The 23356-nt window shown below is 39.2% G+C and carries 15 protein-coding genes, 11 tRNA genes and 1 pseudogene; 16 read left to right on the forward strand and 11 right to left on the reverse strand.

Annotation, left to right across the window (positions count from 1 at the left end):
- Positions 1–562: 562 nt before the first annotated feature.
- Positions 563–2476, forward strand: a complete 1914-nt coding sequence (gene speA / locus L656_RS0120985; protein WP_024600677.1) for a biosynthetic arginine decarboxylase — start codon at positions 563–565, stop codon at positions 2474–2476.
- Between the two features lie 3 nt (positions 2477–2479).
- Positions 2480–3403, forward strand: coding sequence for an agmatinase (gene speB / locus L656_RS0120990; RefSeq protein WP_007583987.1), 924 nt, complete (start codon positions 2480–2482; stop codon positions 3401–3403).
- 53 nt (positions 3404–3456) lie between these two features.
- Here speB and L656_RS0120995 read toward each other — a convergent pair whose 3' ends face one another.
- From L656_RS0120995 to L656_RS0121005, 3 genes are read right to left on the reverse strand one after another with little or no spacing between them, the layout of a single operon-like run.
- Entirely contained in the window at positions 3457–3855 is a 399-nt protein-coding gene (locus tag L656_RS0120995) for a DoxX-like family protein (protein ID WP_024600678.1), read from the reverse strand.
- Complete coding sequence (locus L656_RS0121000) at positions 3842–4864, reverse strand: M48 family metalloprotease (protein WP_024600679.1); 1023 nt, start codon at positions 4862–4864, stop codon at positions 3842–3844. Before L656_RS0121000 ends, L656_RS0120995 begins: the two co-directional genes overlap by 14 nt.
- A 9-nt stretch (positions 4865–4873) precedes the next feature.
- Positions 4874–5983: a YjgN family protein gene (locus L656_RS0121005; protein ID WP_024600680.1), complete on the reverse strand. Its 1110-nt coding sequence runs from the start codon at positions 5981–5983 to the stop codon at positions 4874–4876.
- A 234-nt stretch (positions 5984–6217) separates the two neighbouring features.
- Here L656_RS0121005 and L656_RS0121010 point away from each other — a divergent pair, with 234 nt between their 5' ends.
- The 10 genes and pseudogenes from L656_RS0121010 to msrB all read left to right on the forward strand — a co-directional run bounded on the left by L656_RS0121010 (position 6218) and on the right by msrB (position 18111).
- Positions 6218–6421: a DUF1656 domain-containing protein gene (locus L656_RS0121010; protein ID WP_024600681.1), complete on the forward strand. Its 204-nt coding sequence runs from the start codon at positions 6218–6220 to the stop codon at positions 6419–6421.
- Positions 6422–6426: 5 nt separating this feature from the next.
- Positions 6427–7287, forward strand: a complete 861-nt coding sequence (locus L656_RS0121015; RefSeq protein WP_024600682.1) for an efflux RND transporter periplasmic adaptor subunit — start codon at positions 6427–6429, stop codon at positions 7285–7287.
- A 10-nt stretch (positions 7288–7297) separates the two neighbouring features.
- Positions 7298–9332: pseudogene (locus L656_RS01000000122515) on the forward strand (FUSC family protein).
- 76 nt (positions 9333–9408) lie between these two features.
- A complete protein-coding gene (locus L656_RS0121025; protein ID WP_024600683.1) occupies positions 9409–10140 on the forward strand; it encodes an RNA methyltransferase in 732 nt (243 codons plus the stop codon).
- 68 nt (positions 10141–10208) lie between these two features.
- Positions 10209–13610: a chromosome segregation SMC family protein gene (locus L656_RS0121030; protein WP_024600684.1), complete on the forward strand. Its 3402-nt coding sequence runs from the start codon at positions 10209–10211 to the stop codon at positions 13608–13610.
- Positions 13611–13684: 74 nt separating this feature from the next.
- Positions 13685–14452 carry a cell division protein ZipA gene (gene zipA / locus L656_RS0121035; RefSeq protein ID WP_024600685.1) on the forward strand — a complete coding sequence of 256 codons (768 nt, stop codon included), beginning with the start codon at positions 13685–13687 and terminating at the stop codon, positions 14450–14452.
- Between the two features lie 80 nt (positions 14453–14532).
- The gene (ligA, locus tag L656_RS0121040) at positions 14533–16551 is read left to right on the forward strand and encodes an NAD-dependent DNA ligase LigA (RefSeq protein ID WP_024600686.1); all 2019 of its coding nucleotides are present in this window, start codon (positions 14533–14535) and stop codon (positions 16549–16551) included.
- 10 nt (positions 16552–16561) lie between these two features.
- A complete protein-coding gene (locus tag L656_RS0121045; protein ID WP_024600687.1) occupies positions 16562–17080 on the forward strand; it encodes a DUF2919 domain-containing protein in 519 nt (172 codons plus the stop codon).
- A 2-nt stretch (positions 17081–17082) separates the two neighbouring features.
- Complete coding sequence (locus L656_RS0121050; RefSeq protein WP_024600688.1) at positions 17083–17523, forward strand: hypothetical protein; 441 nt, start codon at positions 17083–17085, stop codon at positions 17521–17523.
- A gap of 147 nt (positions 17524–17670) precedes the next feature.
- Positions 17671–18111: a peptide-methionine (R)-S-oxide reductase MsrB gene (msrB, locus tag L656_RS0121055; protein ID WP_024600689.1), complete on the forward strand. Its 441-nt coding sequence runs from the start codon at positions 17671–17673 to the stop codon at positions 18109–18111.
- A gap of 4 nt (positions 18112–18115) precedes the next feature.
- On the opposite strand, the gene L656_RS0121060 is transcribed toward msrB, so the two are convergent.
- From L656_RS0121060 to L656_RS0121095, 8 genes are all read right to left on the reverse strand, one after another.
- Entirely contained in the window at positions 18116–19762 is a 1647-nt protein-coding gene (locus L656_RS0121060; RefSeq protein ID WP_029750967.1) for a tetratricopeptide repeat-containing response regulator, read from the reverse strand.
- Positions 19763–20487: 725 nt separating this feature from the next.
- Positions 20488–20563: transfer RNA gene (locus L656_RS0121065), tRNA-Val, on the reverse strand.
- A gap of 61 nt (positions 20564–20624) precedes the next feature.
- Positions 20625–20700 (reverse strand) — tRNA-Val (locus L656_RS0121070).
- A 33-nt stretch (positions 20701–20733) separates the two neighbouring features.
- A tRNA-Val gene (locus tag L656_RS0121075) sits at positions 20734–20809 on the reverse strand.
- 48 nt (positions 20810–20857) lie between these two features.
- Positions 20858–20933, reverse strand: a tRNA-Val gene (locus L656_RS0121080).
- 152 nt (positions 20934–21085) lie between these two features.
- A tRNA-Val gene (locus L656_RS0121085) sits at positions 21086–21161 on the reverse strand.
- A 49-nt stretch (positions 21162–21210) separates the two neighbouring features.
- Positions 21211–21286: transfer RNA gene (locus tag L656_RS0121090), tRNA-Val, on the reverse strand.
- Positions 21287–21439: 153 nt separating this feature from the next.
- Positions 21440–21515 (reverse strand) — tRNA-Val (locus L656_RS0121095).
- Between the two features lie 1259 nt (positions 21516–22774).
- Between L656_RS0121095 and L656_RS0121100 the strand changes: the two genes are divergently transcribed.
- The 4 genes from L656_RS0121100 to L656_RS0121120 all read left to right on the forward strand — a co-directional run bounded on the left by L656_RS0121100 (position 22775) and on the right by L656_RS0121120 (position 23352).
- Positions 22775–22850: transfer RNA gene (locus L656_RS0121100), tRNA-Ala, on the forward strand.
- Between the two features lie 37 nt (positions 22851–22887).
- Positions 22888–22963: transfer RNA gene (locus L656_RS0121105), tRNA-Glu, on the forward strand.
- A gap of 144 nt (positions 22964–23107) precedes the next feature.
- A tRNA-Glu gene (locus L656_RS0121115) sits at positions 23108–23183 on the forward strand.
- 93 nt (positions 23184–23276) lie between these two features.
- Positions 23277–23352: transfer RNA gene (locus L656_RS0121120), tRNA-Glu, on the forward strand.
- Positions 23353–23356: the final 4 nt, after the last annotated feature.

Genomic DNA, 23356 nt, shown 5'->3' on the forward strand with positions numbered 1-23356 from the left:
TGCACTTATAAGTTGAACTTAAACACTACGCCGCTACTATTTGGTGGCTATGGTTTATCTACTATTGAAAATGTGACAGAGATAGATAAAAAACCAATAATAGTTAAATAAAGAGCCAGTTATACAATACTCATAAGTAGTTGTGAGCGGTTATTGATGCTGGTGGATGTATGCTAAACGTTTTTGACGTGCACGTTTTATTCACGTTGGCTAAATAGCAGTAATTTAGGCGTTGAGAACACCTTGCTCTAATCCATCAAAAGTAAATTCTATAAACAGAGTAGCTCAAGATTAATTTTATTGAATGGGTTCACTCATTTTTGCTAATAAAATTTATAATGAGTCATTTAAAAACAGCTATTTATTACAACTTTTCTTATTTTTAATAATCATCAAAGTCCTATTTTATATGCGCTAGCGAGCAATACGTGATTGGTCGTTTTATCAACATTAAAAATTACTCGTTACGAGTAAAAATACTTGTTGGACTTGAATGTCTATTTTTCTTTTAATGCGCGGCACTAGCCGAGTCGGCATTAATTAAAATAAAAGAGAAAGATAAATGAAAGAGACAACATCACTAGAACAAGCTCGTACGAGCTACAATGTTCGTCATTGGAGCCAAGGTTTTTTTGGTATTAATGATCAAGGTGATGTGTATGTGGCGCCCAAGGCTCATGCCGCAGAGCAAACCATTGCATTAACAGATATCGCAAAGCAACTACAAGATAAAGGTTTAAGTTTACCTGCTTTAGTTCGTTTTCCGCAAATTTTACACCACCGTGTACACAGCTTATGCGGCGCATTTAATACTGCGATTGAAAACTATGGTTACCCTAAAGACTACTTATTAGTTTATCCAATAAAAGTAAATCAACAACGTGAAGTAGTTGAAGAAATAGTAGCAAGCCAAGCACAAGTAGAAAAAAAGCAACTTGGTTTAGAAGCCGGCAGCAAGCCTGAACTACTTACAGTATTAGCATTGGCTGAAAAAACCAGCGCCGTAATTGTATGTAATGGCTACAAAGATAAAGAATACGTACGTTTAGCACTTATTGGCGAAAAGCTAGGTCATAAAGTGTATATCGTACTTGAAAAGCTTTCTGAGCTAGATATGGTGCTTAGCCAAGCAAAAGAGCTTAACGTAAAACCGCGCATTGGTATTCGCGTACGTTTAGCGTCGCAAGGTAAAGGTAAATGGCAAGCGAGTGGCGGCGAAAAATCAAAATTTGGTTTATCTGCATCGCAAGTTTTGCATGTAGTTAATCGTTTAAAAGACGCAGGCCAACTTGATTTATTACAGCTAGTACATTTTCACTTAGGGTCGCAAATGGCGAATATTCGTGACGTACGTTTAGGTGTAAGCGAAGCTGCGCGTTTTTACTGTGAGTTACGCAAATTAGGCGCAGAAATTGATTGCCTTGATGTAGGTGGTGGCTTAGCTGTTGATTACGACGGCACACGTAGCCAATCGCATAACTCTATGAATTACAGCTTAGCTGAGTATGCAAATAACATTGTGTACACCATTGGTGATACATGTAAGCAATATGAGCAACCAATGCCGACTATTATTTCTGAGTCAGGTCGTGCGCTTACGGCGCATCATGCTGTGCTTATTTCTAACGTTATTGGTACTGAAAGTTACACGCCAGAAGAGTTAGTAGCGCCAGCAGCAGATGCACCCCTGTTATTAAAAAACATGTGGGCATCGTTTATACAGTTAACTGATTTAACGGATGACCGTGCATTAATTGAGATTTATCACGACAGCCAAGGTGATTTAGCTGAAGCGCATAACCAATTTGCACTAGGTTTACTTGATTTATCGCAACGTGCATGGGCTGAGCAAATTAATATTCGTATTTGTTATGAACTTAACAAGCACATGGATAATAAAAACCGTTTTCATCGTCCTATTATTGACGAGTTAAACGTACGTTTAGCCGATAAGTTTTTTGTAAACTTCTCGTTATTTCAATCGCTTCCAGACGCATGGGGCATTGATCAAGTGTTTCCGGTACTGCCATTAAGTGGCTTAACTGAAGCACCAAAAAAACGTGCTGTATTACTTGATATAACCTGTGACTCAGACGGTGCACTTGAGCATTACGTAGATGGACAAGGTATTGAAAGCACATTACCTGTACCAGAGTTTAGTGCTGACAAGCCTTATTTAATGGGCTTTTTCTTGGTGGGTGCTTATCAAGAAATTTTAGGTGATATGCATAACTTGTTTGGCGATACGCACAGCGCCATTGTTAATATGGATGAGCAAGGCGTTGCAAGTATTACCGAAATAAACCAAGGTGACACTGTTGCCGATATGATGCGCTATGTACATTTAGATGTTGAAAGTTTTCAGCAATCATACGAGCAGTTAGTAAGCACTAAAATTGAAAAACACGAACAGCAAAGCGTTTTAGACGAGTTGCAAAGCGGCCTTGACGGCTACACTTATTTAGAAGAGTTATAAGCAATGTCAACTTTGTTTGGTCACGCAGATCACTCATTGTACTCAAATGGGATGACGTTTTTACGTCGTCCTATGGTGCAAAACATTAATGCAATTGATGCAGACGTAGTGGTTTTAGGCTTACCATTTGATTTAGCGACATCGGGCCGTCCAGGTGCGCGCTTAGGTCCTGATGCAATTCGTCGTGCATCGGTTCATTTAGCATGGGAAGACACTAAATACCCGTGGACGTTTCCGTTGTTTGAGCGCTTAAAAGTGGCCGATGCAGGGGACTTTACTTACCCTGTTGGCGACCCTGAGTATTTTACTGCGCAATTAGAAATGGCTGCTGAGCAAATACTTCGTCAAGGTAAAACGCTATTAGGTTTAGGGGGGGATCACTTTGTGACGCTTCCGCTATTACGTGCTCATGCAAAAATACATGGCAAAATGGCGTTAGTACATTTTGATGCACACACCGATACCTACAGCAATGGATCGCGATTTGATCACGGCACTATGTTTTATCATGCCCCAATGGAAGGGCTTATAGATGTTGAGCACAGTATCCAAATAGGTATTCGTACCGACTTTGATCAAAGCAAACATGAATTTGCTGTGATTGATGCAATGCAAGCCAACGATTTACATGCAAATGATATTGCAGCGCAAATACTTGAACGAGTAGGTGACCTACCTGTTTACTTAACGTTTGATATAGATTGTTTAGACCCTGCGTTTGCGCCTGGTACAGGCACTCCTGTGTGTGGTGGTTTAACATCAGATAAAGTACTTAAAGTACTGCGTGCGCTAAAAGGCATAAATATGGTGGGTATGGATGTGGTCGAGGTATCACCTTCGTACGACCAAAGCGAGCTTACCGCCATTGCCGCAGCAACAATTGCTAGTGAATTATTGCATTTGTGGACGCATAAAAATAAGTACTAATTTTACAAATTAAGTACTACAAAAAAGGGTATGCATTTGCATACCTTTTTTATTTAGAGATATCGATTATTCAACAGCTTAATCTCTTTTAACCAAATAACGCTTAGCCCAATAAGAGGCAGGTTAGTAGTAACAGGGTTAAATGCTTCAATAAGTAATTGTGGCTGCATAACAACTACAGCGAGTAAAAGCCCAATAAGCGCTAATATATTTAAAGTGACTAGATGTTTATTTTTATAAAACACAAATAAACACAGTCCAAATATAATTTCGCCAACACCCGCCGAGCGTGTAATTAAGTCAGACACTTCTGCTGAAAAGCCAGCACTGCCCGTCATTAACTTTTCAAGTGGCGCTACGTGATAAAGCTTTGGAAAAAAACCGTGGTATATCCAACTTAAACTCACTATGTAGCGAGCAAGTTGAATATAACCACGATTATTTCCTAGCATTGTCAATACGCTCTTGTGCACTTGGATGGCTAGATAAATATTCTAATAAGTTATTCACTTTTTCTAGGTGCTCGTTTTCGCTGGTATGGCTTTCTTGCAGTGCTTCTATCGCATCAGCAAAGTCATTGCTCGAATACCCCAATGATTCTAATTGGGTAAGTGCAAAGCTGTCGGCTTCGCGTTCCATATCTCGTGAAAACCCTTGCTGAGCAAACGATGCACCGGTACCTAGCGCAACCTCTGCAACACCCTCTAAGTCACCAAATACAACCGCTAATACAATCGTACTTGCGGCAGATTGTGCTGTAATACGTACGCTATGTTGATACACTACATGGCCCATTTCGTGTAGTAATACCGCTTTTAGCGCATTGGGTTTATCGGCAAGTAGATTAGCTAATTCATCGGTGACCACGATACGACCATGGGGCAGTGCAAATGCATTAGCGCCAAAGCTGTCTGACTTATAAAATGATAATCTATAAACAGATTGATCAAGCGATAACGCCTTAAGCATACTTTTGAAATGCGCTTGTACTTTAGCTTGCTGCTCTGCGGGCAGCTCACTTGGGTCAAGCGCAATCTTTTTAATTAATGTAAAGCTCTGCTCACCCATTTGCTCTACAACATTACGTGGCAGGGTATCAACACTGTAAACAGCAATGGCCGGTACGGCTTTATAAAGCACTAACCACATAAACAATGGTGTAAATATGACAGCGGCTAAAATGGTCCATTTACTTTTTTCGAGGCGTTCCATTACGTGATGGTTATTTTCTTTAAATGGCCATCTGTAATTTACATCAAGTGGAATAAAACGACTGCCATCTTCGAAGTCTAGTTCGTCAGCAAGTCCAGCCATTCCCGAACTTAAGTTAAGACTTGTGATTGCGTGGCGAGCAATAACATATTCATCGTCAATAATTTCAATGTGTGTGTCGCTAATAGTTGCCACACACACCTGATAATTACTCGATGCTTTGGGAAAAAAATGCCCCTTTACATGCATGGTGAGCTCTTAAGTTAAAGAAAGGTCAATATCGAATACGTTTGCAGCTTCTTCAGCAAATGATGATTGCTGATCCTGCTCGGTATCAATCAGATTCAATGCACCAGGATAAATAGTGACGTTAGTTACATCTGCAAGCATTTTTGATGTGCGTACTTTTGTCCATGGGTATGCAAGCCCTAAAGAAAATACAATAGCCAACATATTAGTGAGTAATAAAACTGCGAAAGGAATTGGTTTTAGCTCTGATTTAAATGTAGCAACGCCTTCAAAATGGCTGTTATCAAAAATGTGATTACGAATAGCGGCGTGCCATACAGCTGAAACAATAGCAATCATCAGCACGTAGGCAATAGTCATAAATATAGGAAGCATAACCATAGCTGCAGAGTTTTCTAAATTTTGTTGATTTTCAATATCTATTAAATTGAGGCCAAATAATCCTAAAATCCCCATAAATACCACCATAGTGATAGAGCTCACTACAAAGCAAATAAGCGCTGTTAGGTAATAGGTTTCGCCTTTTAGATTTACAGTAAGTGGTTTGTCACCGTAACTAATGTTGCTATGGATATAGCTATCAATACGTTTTATAACATAAGGCATTAATAAATAAAGTGTAAATACGCTGGCAATAGGTAAAAGTATAAAGTTAACAAAAGCTTCGCCATAACTGCCTTTAAAAGCAAAGCGAACATTACGATGGCGCGTCATACGTAGATTAAAACGTAAACCTTGGTTAATAATCCATGGCATTAAAAAGATAAAACCAATCGCAATAAACAGGCCTAGTATAGGCATAAAGCTGATAGAGAATGTGTAAATAAAAAACACAATAACCGCTAAAATCCGGCCTTTTAAAATTTGTATTGGCGTTGCTAGATAGTCAAAGCTATGTCCATCTATACGAGTATGGCCGTAGAAGTATCGGTGTGTACGTACTTTAGCCCACGCTGAGTATATGCCGAGAGTAATAACACTAAGTAATATATTTACAATCCAAATGCCAAAAAACTCACCACCTTTACCGCTAAATTGCACTTTACCGCCAAAAATTGGTTCAGCGGGTTCATTTACTGGAGGGTTTGTTTTAGGGGGAGTAGGGTGTATTGATTCCATTAAAATTATATCCATGTTGTTTTTTTGTTAATTTACCTAAATTTGGTGCAAAATTCAATGTTTATAATTACACCACAGTTTTGCAAGTGGCTGATTAAAAGACTATAAGTAATACCAGTAGGCTTAAAACTGTGTGGCTATTAATTTTAAATTAAGCACAAAATTAATATAATCAGTTATCTGCTTTATCGCACTCTACTTTTAACCGTTTTTAAACACGTATGGACTTTTATTATGCTGCAAGCTGTTGTTTTAGGCGGGGTAGAGTTTAGCCCTTTGATTATTTACTTTCCTATCGCTTTTATTTTAACAGCCATTACACGTTTTATATTACATCGTTTAGATTGGCACGACCGTATTTGGAAGGTGGCTTGGTTTGAGGTGTCTTTATTTATTTGTTATTTGGCCTTAACCGTTTACCTACTCAGTGGAAGATAAATTAGATGACAAAATATCTACGTACACTTTTAACCATAATCGTTGTTATAGCCGCTGTATTTGCTGGACGATGGGTATGGACTGATTACATGCATACTCCTTGGACTCGAGACGGCCGTATTCGAGCTGAAGTAGTCACCGTTTCGCCCGATGTGTCGGGATGGGTAACTGGGCTAAACATTAAAGATGGTCAAAATATAAAAAAAGGTGACTTACTTTTTAGTGTTGACAACAAACGCTACCAAGCGGCACTTGATAGGAGTAAAGCGACTACTGAAAATGCTTTATACACCTGGGAGTTGGCAAAACATAAACTAGAGCGCCGAAAAGGTTTAAACACTCAGCAAGCAATTAGTGAAGAAGGGCTTGAGTCAACACGCATTAATTCAAAAATAGCAAAAGCCAATTATGAACTTGCAAAAACAGATCAAGCTATAGCTCAACTTAACTTTGATAGAACAAAAGTGTATGCCCCCGTTAGTGGGCAAATTATTAATTTAAACTTACGCCAAGGTAATTACGTAGCTCAAGGCACATCAGTATTTGCCATTGTAAAATCAGGCTCGTTTTACGTTACGGGTTACTTTGAAGAAACTAAAATCCCTTTAATACATGATAATCAAAAAGCTAAAATATCACTGTTAAGCGGTGGCAAGGCTTTAACCGGCCATGTGATTAGTGTGGGTAAAGCTATTGCAAATACAAACACACAAAGTAATACACAACTTTTACCCGTGGTGCAGCAAACATTTAATTGGGTGCGTTTATCTCAGCGAATTCCTGTTGATATAAAGCTAGATTCGGTGCCAGAGGATATACAACTTAGCGCCGGAATGACCGCCACAATACATCTAAATACTCAATAGGGAGAATGCTTTGGGTGATGTATTGAGGAATTTGTTTTTTCCTAAAAAACAGGCAATTATTTTTGCTGTTAAGGGCGTTATTGCGATGGTAATGGCGCTGACTATTGCTATGTCGCTTAATCTTGATAGACCTTATTGGGCGCTAGTATCAGCTATATTTTTGCAATTACGCCCACAAAGCGGACTCGTTATTGAAAAAGCAATATGCCAAATAATAGGCACCATAATAGGTGGTTTATTTGGCATACTGCTTTTAACCCAGTTAATTCTTTATCCTTATTTAGCGTTAAGTGCACTTGCTTTATGGTTAGGGGTAAACTCTGCCTTATCGGCAATGGTGCGCCAAGCAAACTTTATTTATGCATTTGCTATGGCAGGGGNCCGCCGCTATTATCGTACTTTTAGTTATGGTTACTCCGGCAATGGTGAGCAGTCAAAGTATATTTGATATTGCTCAGGCGCGAGTAAGCGAAATAGTGATCGGGTCGATTTGTGCGGGCATTGTTAGCCATTTATTTTGGCCAGTAAAAGTTAAACATTTACTGCAAGCACAAGCACGGTCGGTTATAAATCAAACTTTAGATTATTTAGTAACGGAACTTGATTCTAAAGGATCGCACGAAAATCGCCATCACCAAATAGATGGCATTATGGCAACGTTAGGGTCTATAAATGAAGACTCTAGCGCAGTGAGGTACGAAGGACCGAAAGGCCCCGGACGCTCGCGTGCGGCAAATCAATTGTCGCAAAAAGTACTTTCTTTACTGGCTTCAATTCAAATAATTGGTCGCCTACAACGAAACCACTCAGACCTCATTACTCCTACATTAGACAAATTAATAAGTAAACTTAAAAACGTATTCGCACAAATTAAAGAATCTGACGATTTTGATTACTGCGCCGAGCAGATTAAAGCCCTGCGTAAAGAGCTAACCGACTATAGAGCAAATACGGTGTGTGATTCGCCATTTGAATCTCACATGCTCAATGTGAGCATGGAAGTGGCTAACGATTTAACAATTTTACTGCGGGCTTACAGAGCTTTAGAACAACGTGATAAAACATTGTTAAATGCACCTAGTATGCTTACATATCGCGACCCATTGGCTGGCATTATAGTAGGGTTTAGAACTGCTTTGGTCTTTTCTATCGGCGCATTTATTTGGGTTAATACAGGGTCTTCAGCTGCATTATTAATAATGATTTTACCGGTGATTTTTTCGATAATGTTAGCGCGAATACCGTTAGCTATTTTGCAGGTGGTAATAAAACGTTTATTGGCAGGTATAATTGTTGCTACTTTTGTGACTATTTTTTATGCGTTAAATTTACTGTCGCAAAGTGGTGGGCAATTAGAAATATTATTACTTGTATTAGCGGGTCCGTATTTTCTTGGTTTACTGCTTTTAGCTGAGCAACAAACATTGCCATACGGCTTAGGATTTTGTATTCCATTTACTATTTTGGTTAGACCCAGCACGGATATGAGCCTAGCGTTTTCAATTGATTATACATTAAGCTCTGCAATCGCTATTTTTGCTGGCGTGAGTATTTTATTTTGGATTTTTCAGTTATTTACAGGACCTAGTGTTCAGCTACTTGTTCATCGTGTTTTTAAGGCTACCTATAAAGATTTACTCGAAATAAATACCCATCAAACTCCAAGTATTTGGTATAACCGCCGAATGGCAGATAGGTTAATACGTTTAACTAATTACGATCAGGGTTCACACTCACGCGCTATTACTGACCTTGCATTAACGGGTTTAAACTTAGGGCATGCTTCAATACGATTAAACTCAATTTGCGAGAACCTTGCTGGTGGTACCACACTCAAATATTTAAATGAGTGGCAACGCACGTTGGCTAGTGCATTTATGTTGGCAACCAAAGGCAAGTTTGATGAAAACTTTAAACAAGCGTCTGATAATCTTTATAACGAATTAGCAGCAACCGTTGATGATTCAAACCAATTAGAAGCAATTAAAGGTATGTTTATTCGTATTAACCTGACCTTTGAAAGAAGTGCCAGCAAGATTAATTAACCCTATTCGCTGCTTTTCGAGTTCAGATGTTATAACGAAATCTGTTATACTTAATGGACAATTCTATGGGGCTGTTATGATTTCAAAAAACCAACTCAAACTTATTCGCCAACTTGGCCAAAAAAAGTACCGAAAGCAATATAATCAATACCTTGTACAGGGTGAAAAAAACGTACTTGAGTTATTAAACAGCCCATTAAATGCGGTTAATATTTTTGCTACAAACGAATTTATAAATGCGTACCAAGGTGAGTATCAGCACGCTAATTTTATTGAAGCGGATGAAGAGACCCTCACCAAAGCCAGCACGCTAGTTAGCAATAATGCAGCCATTGCTATTGTTGATATGCCAAATGCAGAGCTACCTAAAGCAAGTGGCTTAATACTCGCGCTTGATGGCGTATCAGACCCTGGTAACTTAGGCACAATAATTAGAGTAGCTGATTGGTACGGTATTAAACATATAGTAACTAGCACCGACAGCGCAGACGCTTACAACCCTAAAACAATTAGCGCCACAATGGGCTCATTTGTAAGGGTATCGGTAAGCCAAGTAGATTTACCTGATTACTTACGCTCTTTAAAGTTACCTGTTTACGGTGCTTTTTTAGATGGACAAAGCGTACATAAAACCCAATTTACGGGCTCAGGCGTTTTACTAATGGGCAGTGAATCGCATGGAATACGCGAGCAGTGTGCAAAATTAGTGAGCGACAAAATAACCATACCTGCTTTTGGTGGTGCAGAGTCGCTTAATGTTGCAATGGCGACCGGTATCATTTTAGATAACTTTAAACGACAAGCTTAATCTATTAGTAAATTATGGGTTAAATTGTTTATGACAAATAACAATAATAAATTGGTAATAACAATCAGATGCGCTTAAGCACTATTAAATTAGCGGGCTTTAAATCGTTTGTAGAGCCCACTAAAATTCCATTTCCTGATCAAATGACGTGTGTTGTAGGCCCTAATGGCTGTGGCAAATCTAACGTTATTGATGCAGTGCGATGGGTGCTAGGTGAAAGCTCTGCTAAAAATCTGCGTGGCGATGCCATGACCGACGTTATTTTTAATGGTTCAACTAATCGAAAAGCCATATCGCAAGCCTCTGTAGAGCTTGTTTTTGATAACGATAAAGGTAGCCCTTCAAATACATTTGCCGACAGAAACCAAGTTGCCATTAAGCGTCTAGTAACGCGTGACGGTCAGTCACTGTATTTTTTAAACGGTAGTAAATGTCGTAAGCGCGATATTACCGATATATTTTTAGGTACCGGTCTTGGTCCGCGAAGTTACGCGATTATTGAACAAGGCATGATCTCGCGCTTAATAGAAAGTAAACCACAAGAATTACGCGTATTTTTAGAAGAAGCCGCCGGCGTTTCTAAATACAAAGAACGCCGCCGCGAAACCCAAACACGTATTAAAAGCACCCGCGAAAACCTTGAACGTTTGTTAGATGTGCGTAAAGAGCTGCAAAGCCAGTTAGATAAATTAGCTGTGCAGTCGGTTGATGCAAAAAAATACCGGGAGCTAAAAGCGCAAGAACGCATGCTAAAAGGGCAAATTGCGGTTTTAAAATGGCAAAAGTTACACCAGCAGCAATTAGAAAAAAGTACTCAAATTAAAAAACTGAACGACCAAGTTTCGTTTTTTAAAACCGCTAACTCAGGGCATGACGATGTACTTGCAAGCTTAGAAGGTCAAGTACAAGCTCAGCAAGATAAATTAAGCGATGCACAGCACCAGCAACATGTAATACACACCGAGCTTACCCGCGCTGAGCAACAACAAATAAATGTAAAGCAACAAACTCAAACGCTTAAACAAAATTTAATTAAATTACAGCAGCGCCAAACTCATAGTACTGAGATTAAAACGCAGCAGCAGATTGTGTGTGAACAACTAAATGAAACCCTGCAAGAAGCAAGTGAAAACGCTTTAATTTGCGAAGAGCAAGTTAGGACGTTAACACATGAACTTGAAGACTTATTAGCACTGAAACTGCGCCACAATACACACTGGCAAACTTTGTGTGAGCAACAGCAACAACTTAAGAATAATGCACAACTGCATAGCAGTCACATCAAACAAACTCAGCAGCAAATAAGCCACGTCAACGAGCAAATTGATCAGTCAAATGCGCAGCTTACTGACTTACAAAGTAGTGATGTAGAGCAACAATTAACAGAGCAAAAACAGCAAACACAAACATTAACTCAAGAACTTGCCGCTAAACAAACAGCGCACACGCAGTGCAGTGCTAAGCTTGAATTACAAAATGAGCTTGTTAATAACTCACAGAAGCAATATTCGACGCTTACTCAAACAATAAACGAGTTAAAAGCCAGTATAACGGGGCTTAAAAGTACATTAGGGCTTGATGAAGAAAGTGAAAGTACTCATGATTTGTTTAATCAGCTAAGTGTTAAAGAAGGCTTTGAGCCCTTAATAGAGCAAGCACTTAAATCGCTAGAGCACTTAAATGTAAGTGAGCAGCAAGCTGATAATAGTGTGTGGCCAATGAGTGGTAAGCACATTGCTGAAAATAGCTTATCGGCACTCATAACAAGCGGTGTTTATCCAGAACATTTAACGCGTATTGCTTATAGCGAAAGCGGTGATTTAACGCTCTTAAATGATGCTTTTTATACAGCCGTTATGGATAAAAACGGTGCTTTATATGGTCGTAACTGGCATGTAAGTGCTGATCGAAATGCAGAAAACTCATTGCTTTTAAAACATAAGCAATTGCAGGATAAAGCTCAGCAATTAACCAATGCCGAGGATGAGCTAAAACAAGTAACGCGTACTCGTGATGAACATACAGCCGAGCAAGTAAAGTTAATTAACGAGCAAAACGAGCTTAAAGAAGGCATACATGAGCTTGCGCAAAATATAGCAGTAGCCGGTACTCGCAGTGATATGTTCAAACAGCAAGTAGCGCACTTTAAGCTGCAACTAGAAAAGCTACAGCAACAAAAACAGCAATTAACCACTGTGCTTTTGCAATTAAATACCGTGCTTGATGAGCAAACAGAGCAATTTGAAGTGTTAAATGAGCAGCAACTCAACTTAACGGATGAGGTAGACACTGCTAATAGCCTGCGCTCACAAAGTGATAAAAGTTATAGCGAAGCATTAAGCATGCTTGAGCAATATAAAACGCAAGCGCATAAGGCAACGCTCTCAGAGCAAAAGGCACGCAGTGAATGGCAGTTAAGCCAAACCAAATTGAGCCATGCAGAGCAGGAGCACATTAGTGCATCTGAAGGTGCGCAAGAACTACTTAATGAAATAGAAGAGCTGCTTATACCAGAGCAAGAACTGGACGATAAAATAACGCAGCTTTTAGCGCAACATCAAAAAGGTGAGCAGGCGCTGATATTACTACAAAAAGAATTAGCTCAGGCTAAAGAAAGCTTAAATGCCAAACAGGCAAGCCTTAAAAGTTCGCAAAGCGAGCTGGCTGGCTTGCAAGAGCAGCATCAAAAGTTAACAATTGAAGAGCAAAGCTTGCTAATAAAAGCGCAAGTTGCGCTCGAGCCATTAGAAGAGCTAAAGCAAAGCTTAAAAGCAATACTTGATGAATTACCAGATTCATTGAATTTAAGTGCGGCGCAAAATCAGTTAACCGGATTCACTAATCAGTTAAATAAATTAGGTGCAGTAAACTTAGCGGCAATAGAAGAGTTTGATTTAGCCAAAGCTCGTAGTGATTATCTTGATAATCAATTAGATGATTTAACAAAAGCGTTAAGTACCCTTGAAGGTGCAATTCGTAAAATTGATATTGAAACCAAAACACGCTTTAAAGCGACGTTCGATCAAGTTAACGAAGACTTCGCTGAACTATTTCCTAAAGTTTTTGGTGGTGGTAGTGCGTATTTAGAATTAACCAGTGACGATTTACTCGAAAGTGGTGTTAGTATAATGGCACGACCACCTGGTAAGAAAAATTCAACAATTCATTTGTTAAGTGGTGGAGAAAAAGCGCTGACCGCATTATCATTAGTGTTTTCTATATTCAGGCTCAATCCAGCTCCTTTCTGTATGCTGGACGAAGTAGATGCACCATTGGATGATGCCAACGTTGTGCGTTTTTGCCGTTTGGTTGAAGAAATGTCACAATCAGTGCAGTTTATTTATATTAGTCATAATAAAATTGCGATGGAAATGGCAGGTAGATTAACAGGTGTTACTATGGCAGAACCTGGCGTATCGCGAATGGTTGCTGTAGATATAGAGCAAGCTGTGCAACTTGCACATGCATAAATTTTTATAACAAGTATATTAGTTTTTGATTAATATACAGGTTTTAGGCATATCAAATAATAAAAGGTGAGGGGATGGCCGAACAATTAAGATGGGTTTTAATCATTATCAGTGTAGTTGTCATTGGTGGTTTATTAATACATGGATTGTGGTCTGTTAGAAAAAAAGACCGCCCAGAAGTATCTGATAACGAACGGGTTGAGCCATTACAAGAAAGCACATCAGCTTCATCTAAACCGTTTCGTACTGAGGCTGAGCCAACAGAGCCAATGCAAAACGAACGTGATGAGCCACAATTTGGTGAGCTTAACTTTGATGCAAATGAGCCGCAAATTGATACAAGCGTGCCAGAAGTGCCGATTGAAGATGACCTAGAAATAGTGGATGACCAAGAAGAAAAAGAGCAAAGCGCTGAAGATGCACCAGCTCAAATGTCTGACTTTGTTATCGTACATATTCAAATGCCAGAAGAGCTTAGCATGCAGGGTAGTAAATTATTGCCAGCAGTTAATACTTTAGGTTTTAAATATTCTGAGGAAGGCTTTTTTAATCGCCACTTAGATCCTGCTGGCCAAGGCCCTGTTTTATTTAGATTAGTAAATATGTACAACCCAGGTACGTTTGATATTGATAATATGGAACAATTTAGTACCGCTGGAGTAAGCTTATTTATGACGTTACCGTGCGACGGCGATGGCCTAGCTGCATTTAATATGTTGCACAGCGCAGCTAAAAAGTTAGCGGATGAATTTGGTGCACAAATTTTAGATGCTGAGCGAAATGAAATGACCGTAGATCGCGTAAGACAATATGTTGAGCAGGTCCGTTCTTTTTCAGCGTAAATAACGCGCACATTATATTTTTATAAGCCACTGGACGGTGAATCGTCAAAGTGGCTTTTTTTATGTTTATTGAGGTTTAAATGTCTAGCAGCATTAGTGAGCAAGTTAATCATCTTCGTATTATATTAGAGCAACACAACTATAACTATTATGTGCTCGACACCCCCAGTATTCCTGATTCTGAATACGATAGGTTATTACGCGAACTAAGCGCACTAGAAACCGAGCACCCTGAATTTTTAACCGCCGACTCACCGACACAAAAAGTAGGTGGTGCAGCACTTAGTAAGTTTGAGCAAGTAGCTCACCAAGTACCCATGCTCTCACTTGATAACGCCTTTAGTGAAGAAGAATTTACTGCGTTTAATCGCCGTATTAAAGAGCGCTTAATGAGTACCGATGAGCTTACTTTTTGTTGTGAGCCAAAACTTGATGGTTTGGCAGTCTCAATTATTTATCGCGATGGTGTGCTTGTACAAGCGGCTACTCGAGGTGATGGTTTTACCGGTGAAAACATTACTCAAAATGTTAAAACCATTCGTAATGTACCGCTTAAGCTGCGTGGTGATTACCCGAAAGAGCTAGAAGTGCGCGGTGAAGTATTTATGGACAGCGCTGGCTTTGATAAATTGAATACTGAAGCAGAAAAACGCGGTGAAAAAGTATTTGTTAATCCGCGTAACGCAGCGGCAGGTAGTTTACGCCAACTCGACTCTAAAATTACCGCTAAACGCCCACTCATGTTTTATGCCTACAGTACCGGGCTTGTGGCTGATGGCAATATTCCTGAGGATCATTATCAGCAATTAGAAAAACTGACTGATTGGGGGCTACCTTTGTGCCCAGAAACAAAATTAGTTGAAGGTCCAAAAGCCGCACTTGCGTACTACAGGGATATTTTAACGCGTCGCAGTGAGCTTAAATATGAAATTGATGGTGTAGTAATAAAAATCAATCAAAAGACCTTACAAGAGCGTTTAGGCTTTGTAGCACGTGCTCCTCGTTGGGCCATTGCATATAAGTTCCCGGCGCAAGAGGAAATAACCCAATTACTTGATGTTGATTTTCAAGTCGGTCGTACTGGCGCCATTACACCGGTTGCACGTTTGAAGCCTGTTTTTGTGGGGGGCGTTACCGTATCAAATGCAACGCTTCATAACAGTGATGAAGTTGCACGTTTGGGCGTCAAAGTAGGTGATACAGTTATTATTCGCCGCGCTGGGGACGTGATCCCGCAAATAACACAAGTTGTACTTGAGCGTCGCCCTGATGATGCCAGAGACATTGAATTCCCGACGACTTGCCCAATCTGTGATTCTCATGTTGAAAAGGTTGAAGGCGAAGCTGTAGCCCGGTGTACGGGTGGGCTTGTATGTCCTGCACAGCGAAAGCAAGCTATTAAGCACTTTGCTTCACGCAAAGCGCTTGATATAGACGGTCTTGGCGATAAAATTGTTGATCAGCTAGTAGATAGAGAACTTATAAAAACACCTGCGGATTTGTTTATTTTAAAGCAAGGACATTTTGAGTCGCTTGAACGTATGGGACCTAAGTCAGCTAAAAACTTAGTAACAGCACTTGAAGAGGCTAAAGGCACTACGCTTGCTAAGTTTTTATATTCACTGGGTATTCGTGAGGCGGGCGAGGCGACGGCACAAAATTTAGCTAATCACTTTCTAACCCTTGAAAATGTAATAAATGCCAGCATTGATAGTTTAACGCAAGTAAGTGATGTGGGCGAAATAGTAGCTGCTCATGTTCGTGGCTTTTTTGATGAAGAGCATAATTTAGCAGTTGTTAATGCGCTGATAGATCAAGGCGTAAACTGGCCAGCGTTGAGCGCACCTTCTGAGGAAGAACAACCGCTTGCTGGGCTTACATATGTGCTTACAGGTACGCTTAATACACTTAATCGCAATGATGCAAAAGCACGATTACAACAATTGGGCGCTAAGGTGTCTGGTAGCGTATCGGCTAAAACAGATGCGTTAGTGGCGGGTGAAAAAGCAGGTTCAAAACTCACAAAAGCACAAGACCTAGGCATAGACATACTAACTGAAGATGAATTAATTGAGTTACTTATAAAGCATAACGGTTAGGAAAACGATAATGAGCCGATATGGGCCTGAATACTGGGATAAGTACGGAAGTTACCGTACGCCTATTGCATTTCATTTAAGTGTGATTGTGCTTTTACGTGGCTATTTTATTTGGGTTATAGCGGCTTTAAGCCGCAGACCTGAACTGGATTTAATGTCTTTATTTTTTAAAAATAAAAATGATTTTTTTATCGCAATAGCAATTGGAAGCGTTGCGATAATACCGACTATTTTATTTTGCTTACGCAGGCCACGAGATTCACACAGTGCGAGCGACAGGTTAGCAAAAATGTGGCGACATATGCGTTGGCCCCTTATTTTATGTGCCGTTGTTGATTTAACATGGTTAAGTATTCAAGCTGCACATAGTCATTATCGGTTTTCATCTTTTTTAGCAGTACAAATGATGATTGTTTTATGGGTGCTGTGGTATTTGATGAAAAGCCGCTATTTAACTGTTTTCTTTAATGATTGGCCTGAGCCGACAGAAAAAGCATCAGAAGAAAAAAAGCGACTTAAAAAGGATTAGTTGTGGACGCTGTAAATAAAAAAATAGCGATAGCTATATCGCTAATAGGCTTAGTGCTTATTATTTTAATGATTAGCACTGATTTTTTAGAGTTTATGTGGTTTAAAGCGCTATTTGGGTTGTGGGTATTTGTTTTTTGCTCAAGCGTTTATAGGCTAACACCTTTATTTAAATCAAGGAACAGGTTAGAGGATTTTATTCAGCGAGACGCCCAACACCTATTACTTTTTAGTTTGATGGGGTTTTTTGATAAAAAGCACGGTCCAGATTGGTTATTTATTGAGAGTATTGAACGCATAACGACAAAGGATGACGAGCTAATAATTTACAGTAATAACGAGCGCCAAATAAGTGTTAGTTTACCTGCAAAAAAAGCAGAACTAGATAGTTTTATTAAACGAATACTTACCGACTCAGAAAAGCAAAATATTACCTTTAGCTAAGGCGATTTAGCTTTGCGGCTGGGCAATTTCAGCCTTAAACGGTCAACACTCTTTAGCTGATCTTTAGAGTATTCAATAACGTAATAATTAACCGTACTTTTTATAAATTTATTAAGTATGGTTAATCAACTATTCAATGAGGCTATTATGTTGAAGTGGAATGATGTTATTAACTTTGCCACCAACGGCAATCCTACCCCAAGTAAAAAAGTAGTCAAAACTGACGAGCAGTGGCGGATGCAATTATCAGAAGATGAATATTACGTAACACGTAAAAAGGGAACAGAGCGCCCAGATAGCTCGGGTAGTTGTACATTACTTGAGCCTGGTAAGTATGTGTGTATTTGCTGTGATAATCTATTGTTTGATGCTGATGAGAAGTTTGATAGCGGTACTGGTTGGCCGTCATTTACGCAACCTGCGACAATTGAAGCGATTGGCTATGTAAGCGATACAAGCCATGGTATGGAGCGCATAGAGGTGGTTTGTAACGTGTGCGATTCGCACTTAGGCCATATTTTTCCAGATGGTCCATTACCAACGGGTTTACGTTATTGCGTTAATGCCGCATCAATGAAAAAGCTCTAATATTTTATTTACTAGCGCTTTGAATATCTAAATTCATTTCTTTTGCTATGTGCAAAATCTTATCTAAACGCTGCGTCTGATCTGCTTGTAATTTAGCTTTATCAAGAAGGACGTAGCATCTTTTCGCAAGTTCCATATTAAATGAACTACCTGATTGCTTAGTTGAATCAAATAGGCACTGTAATAAATTAAGTGCGATACTTTGATTACGAGGCATGACTCTAAACGCTTGTGTAAAAGCTTCTAGCGCAGTATTTAATTGGCCTTTATTAAATTGATTAACTGCATGGTTATTAAGCTCTTTCGGCCCCATTTTAATATCGCGTCGCTCACTTTGTTGCTGCTGAATATAACGCAAGTAGGTTGTGTCGCTAACTGCAGGGTGTCTTTCACAGTGGGTAATTATTTGTGTAAATAAGGTTTGCGCCTTTTGATGAAACCCCAGTTCATGAAATGCTTTTGCCTTATCAAGTGCGCCATCAACCGATCGGATATGAGTATCGTCATCATCAAGCTGTTCAATTAGCTTTTTCGCTTTTTGGTGCTCATCTTTTAAATAATGAAGCCGTGCATTAAGTACATCAATTTGAGCTTGGTTTGTATTATTAGGAAACTGTTTTTTTAAATCATTAATGTATTGATTAGTTTGCCTAGAAATTCGTTGAATTTGATCGGTTTGATCAGTCGTTAGCGCAAAGTCGATACCTGCACGTGCTGCATTTAAATATACATCGGGGTGGTCGTGTATGGAGTGCTTTGCGAAGGTGGCAATATCTTTTTGAGTTAAATAGCTTTTTTCATAGTCGTGATTAATTAGCGAGACATTACTTAGCGATTTTTGACGTGTGATATTTCGCGGTGCAATTTCCGCGGCTTGGCTCAAAAACTCTTGTGCTAGCTCAAACTGATTTAGCTTTATTTCTAATCGGCCCAACAAATCCAAGGCTACTAAACGAGTTTCTTGGCGCTCTAACATTGTTTTGAGCATTCGCTGCGCCAAAATATGTTCGTTGTTCGCTATAAGTGCCTCTACTAAGCCTACTTTTGCCCAAGCAAATTTTTGAATGTCGAGAACAGACTTAAAAAAGTCTTTTGCATCCTGAGCTCGTTTTAAACGAAGTAAGGCATCACCTTTTAGGCGAAGTAATATAGGGCTGTAATTACTGTTTTTTTTATCTAGAGCGGTATCAATAAATTTAATAGCTTTTGAATCGTTACCATCATCAATTAATGAATACACTGTTTGTAAGTCGTGTTTACGCTTTAAAATTCGTTCAATGCGTGTTTTGAGCTCTTGCACTGTAAAAGGTTTAACTAAAAAGTCATCAGGTTGGAGTTCAAGAACACTATGAACTAGTGAACCACTTGTTTCTGCTGAGATGAAGATAAAGCCAGTCGAGCTTTTTATAAGATGTTTTACACGTAGCTCTTCATAAAGTTGGTAGCCATCTTGGTGTTTATTTAAGTTAAATGAACAAACTATTAGATCAAACTCTTCACTTAAACACTGATCTTTTGCAGAGTTTGCATGATCGGCAAAGCGCAACTGCCGAAAGCCAAGCCTTTCTAACGATTGTTTCATATAGCTTTGGGCAAGTGGTTGCTCCTCGACTATAAGTATTTTGGCTTTTGAATAAATCTTAGTTGGCATTGGCTTAAGCGTAATTGTATTTAACACAGACTATAATCAACAGTTTAACTGCTTACAAGGGAATTTAAATGATAGCTGTATTTATTAGGTACTTAACTTTGCCTAATACGTTTATCTAACTACGAAAGTACTGAGCCGAATAACATAATTAAAAACTACATAAGCAAAATGGATAACTCTAATTTGATGAGTGCTTTGATATAGAAACTTAGATTTTAATAAAAATATGAAATGTATTTAATATGGGAAGAAAGAGTTATTACTAGAGAAGTTATCATTAAAGGAGTTATTAGAGAAATTATCTGATGGTGCTTATATGTGGTGGGTGATTACTTGGCTTGATACCAGTGACTCTCGCCATTACTTGTAAAGGGTGGCGATGCTCTTTTTTTTAAGGCTAAGTTAATTAAATACGATTTATATATTGAGTTTTTATAAAGTTATTAAATACTTTTAACATAGGAAAGAGGATTTATTACTAGAGAAGTTATCATATAAAGAGTTGTCAGATGGTATTTATATGTGGTGGGTGATACTGGACTTGAACCAGTGACCCTCGCCATTACTTGTAAAGGGTGGCGATGCTCTTTTTCTTAAGGCTAAGTTAATTACATACGATTTATATATTGCGTTTTTATAAAGTTATTAAATACTTTTAATATAGGAAAGAGGATTTATTACTAGAGAAGTTATCATATAAAGAGTTGTCTGATGGTATTTATATGTGGTGGGTGATACTGGACTTGAACCAGTGACCCTCGCCTTGTAAGGGCGATGCTCTCCCAACTGAGCTAATCACCCACATATAATAGGTATGCCTGTTATTTAATTCTTTGTTATCAATTAACCGCTTAATGTAATTTGGTGGGTGATACTGGACTTGAACCAGTGACCCTCGCCTTGTAAGGGCGATGCTCTCCCAACTGAGCTAATCACCCAAATTACATTTTAATATGCACCACTGTAAATAGTGGTGGGTCGTACTGGACTTGAACCAGTGACCCTCGCCTTGTAAGGGCGATGCTCTCCCAACTGAGCTAACGACCCATATTAAATTTTAAAACGCGACTATTGATATAATAATAGGTTTATATGTGGTGGGTGATACTGGACTTGAACCAGTGACCCTCGCCTTGTAAGGGCGATGCTCTCCCAACTGAGCTAATCACCCACATATAAATTAAAACGCTACTATTAAAATAAATAGTACTGGACTTTAACCAGTGAACCTCGCCGTTACTTGTAAATAGCGGTGATGCTCTCTTTTTTCTAACTGAGCTAATCACCCATTTAGATTTTTGTAATATACACCATTTTAAAAAATGGTGGGTCGTACTGGACTTGAACCAGTGACCCTCGCCTTGTAAGGGCGATGCTCTCCCAACTGAGCTAACGACCCATATTACAATTTTATAACGCGACTATTAAATAATAATAGGTTTTATATGTGGTGGGTGATACTGGACTTGAACCAGTGACCCTCGCCTTGTAAGGGCGATGCTCTCCCAACTGAGCTAATCACCCACATATAAATTAAAACGCTACTATTAAAATAAATAGTACTGGACTTTAACCAGTGAACTTCGCCGTTGCTTGTAAGTAGCGGTGATGCTCTCTTTTTTCTAACTGAGCTAACGACCCATATAGAATTTAGATGTGAACACTTTAATTAAAAAGTGGTGGGTGATACTGGACTTGAACCAGTGACCCTCGCCTTGTAAGGGCGATGCTCTCCCAACTGAGCTAATCACCCACATCTAAACAACATCACATTGCTGCGTTGTTGTGGGGCGCTATTATAGATAGAGTTGGAAATGTGTCAACACTTGAATGATAAAAATGTACTGAGTGAAGCTTTTATAAACAATAGGATACTTTGGAAGTCTATTTTATCATCAAATTCAATGTGGCAGTTCAATTAAGCACCAAAAGAGAGCAGGAATTATAACTCTATTAATCTTAAATTTAGTTTTACGATACTCATTGTTTTTTTATTGGAGTCGTTTTTATGATTATAATCCAGATGGATTAATATTAGGGCGAGTTATTTAGTGAATAGAGCTGGCCTTTAAAAATGAATTTAATTTAAACTTCCCCAAACGAATGATATTTACAGTACTCTAAACTTTATTTTTGTACTTGTTTTATTTTTTATAAGCCAACCTAGTCAATTCGAAAGACGCACTCCTCACTAACAGCCTTTCGGGTTAAGGCTAGGGCGTGTTGATCTTTCGAGGTTAAATTTGCAGCAGTATGTTAGGTGTTTAGATAAGGCAGAGCCTATTCGTGTGGTTATTCCCGATAAATAGGCGATAACGCAGTATAAAGACCAGACATGCGCTGCCCGAAGGGTTCTGCCCGGGGGGAATTACTCTTTGGTTGCTCGGTTTTTAGTTAGCCCACTAGGTTACAAACCTCGCGCCGCGATTAAATCGCCCCTAGATTGAACAAATTTCAATCCACAAAGGTCAACATGCCCTAAATAAATCACACATAGCTAAAGTTTTGTACATAGAATTACGAAGCTACAATGTTCTTTAAAAAATGTTCTTCAAACAATAATCGACTTTTCTCAGTACGAGCTACGCTGGCTATTAAGCGAGTGAAGGCTGTGGGTACTCTCAAACCCACATTTAAACTTTGGTTATTATAAGTAATTATAACTTTTAAAAGATTAAGGCTATTGGCGAGGCCTTAATTGGTAGTTTTTAGATAAATTCAATTTGCATATAAATGTATACCTTTGCTTTGATGTAGTTTTGTTACATTAATTAGGGGGAGTAGGGTGTTGTTGAGTATTCGCTGCGATATAGTGATGTTATTATAAGCAGTAGGGCTAGAATATTATTCAAATTGTATTTTTTAGCACGCTTGATAGCCAGTTTGTTGAAAATTAAACCATTTAAATAAAGCTAGGTAAAAAACTGTTGACTTTATTTTGGGTGGTGCATAGAATGCGCCCCGCACTAAGCGATACACGATGTGTTTATCACGACGGGTATTGATTAAGTTGGGGCCATAGCTCAGCTGGGAGAGCGCTTCGCTGGCAGTGAAGAGGTCTGCGGTTCGATCCCGCATGGCTCCACCAAAAATTAGTGTTTTGTCCTAGGGTAGCAGTTTTCTGTGTCCCCATCGTCTAGAGGCCTAGGACACCGCCCTTTCACGGCGGTAACAGGGGTTCGAATCCCCTTGGGGACGCCACTTAGCTTTTATTAGTTAAAGGCGGTTTTACCGAGAAAATAGCGTCACAATTAAAGCTCGAGTCTTTACTTGTATTAAACGCAATTACCTTAAAGCTCATGATGTGAGTTAAACTTATCAATTGTCCTAGTGACACATTTATGTGTCCCCATCGTCTAGAGGCCTAGGACACCGCCCTTTCACGGCGGTAACAGGGGTTCGAATCCCCTTGGGGACGCCACTTACTTATTTTTAATAGGGAAGTGAAGTGTTATTAAGAAAGCTCGCCTGAAACGAGTCTAAAAATTCAGTTGTCCTAGTGACACATTTATGTGTCCCCATCGTCTAGAGGCCTAGGACACCGCCCTTTCACGGCGGTAACAGGGGTTCGAATCCCCTTGGGGACGCCACTTA

This window comes from Pseudoalteromonas sp. TAE56 (assembly GCF_000497955.1).
Taxonomy (GTDB): domain Bacteria; phylum Pseudomonadota; class Gammaproteobacteria; order Enterobacterales; family Alteromonadaceae; genus Pseudoalteromonas.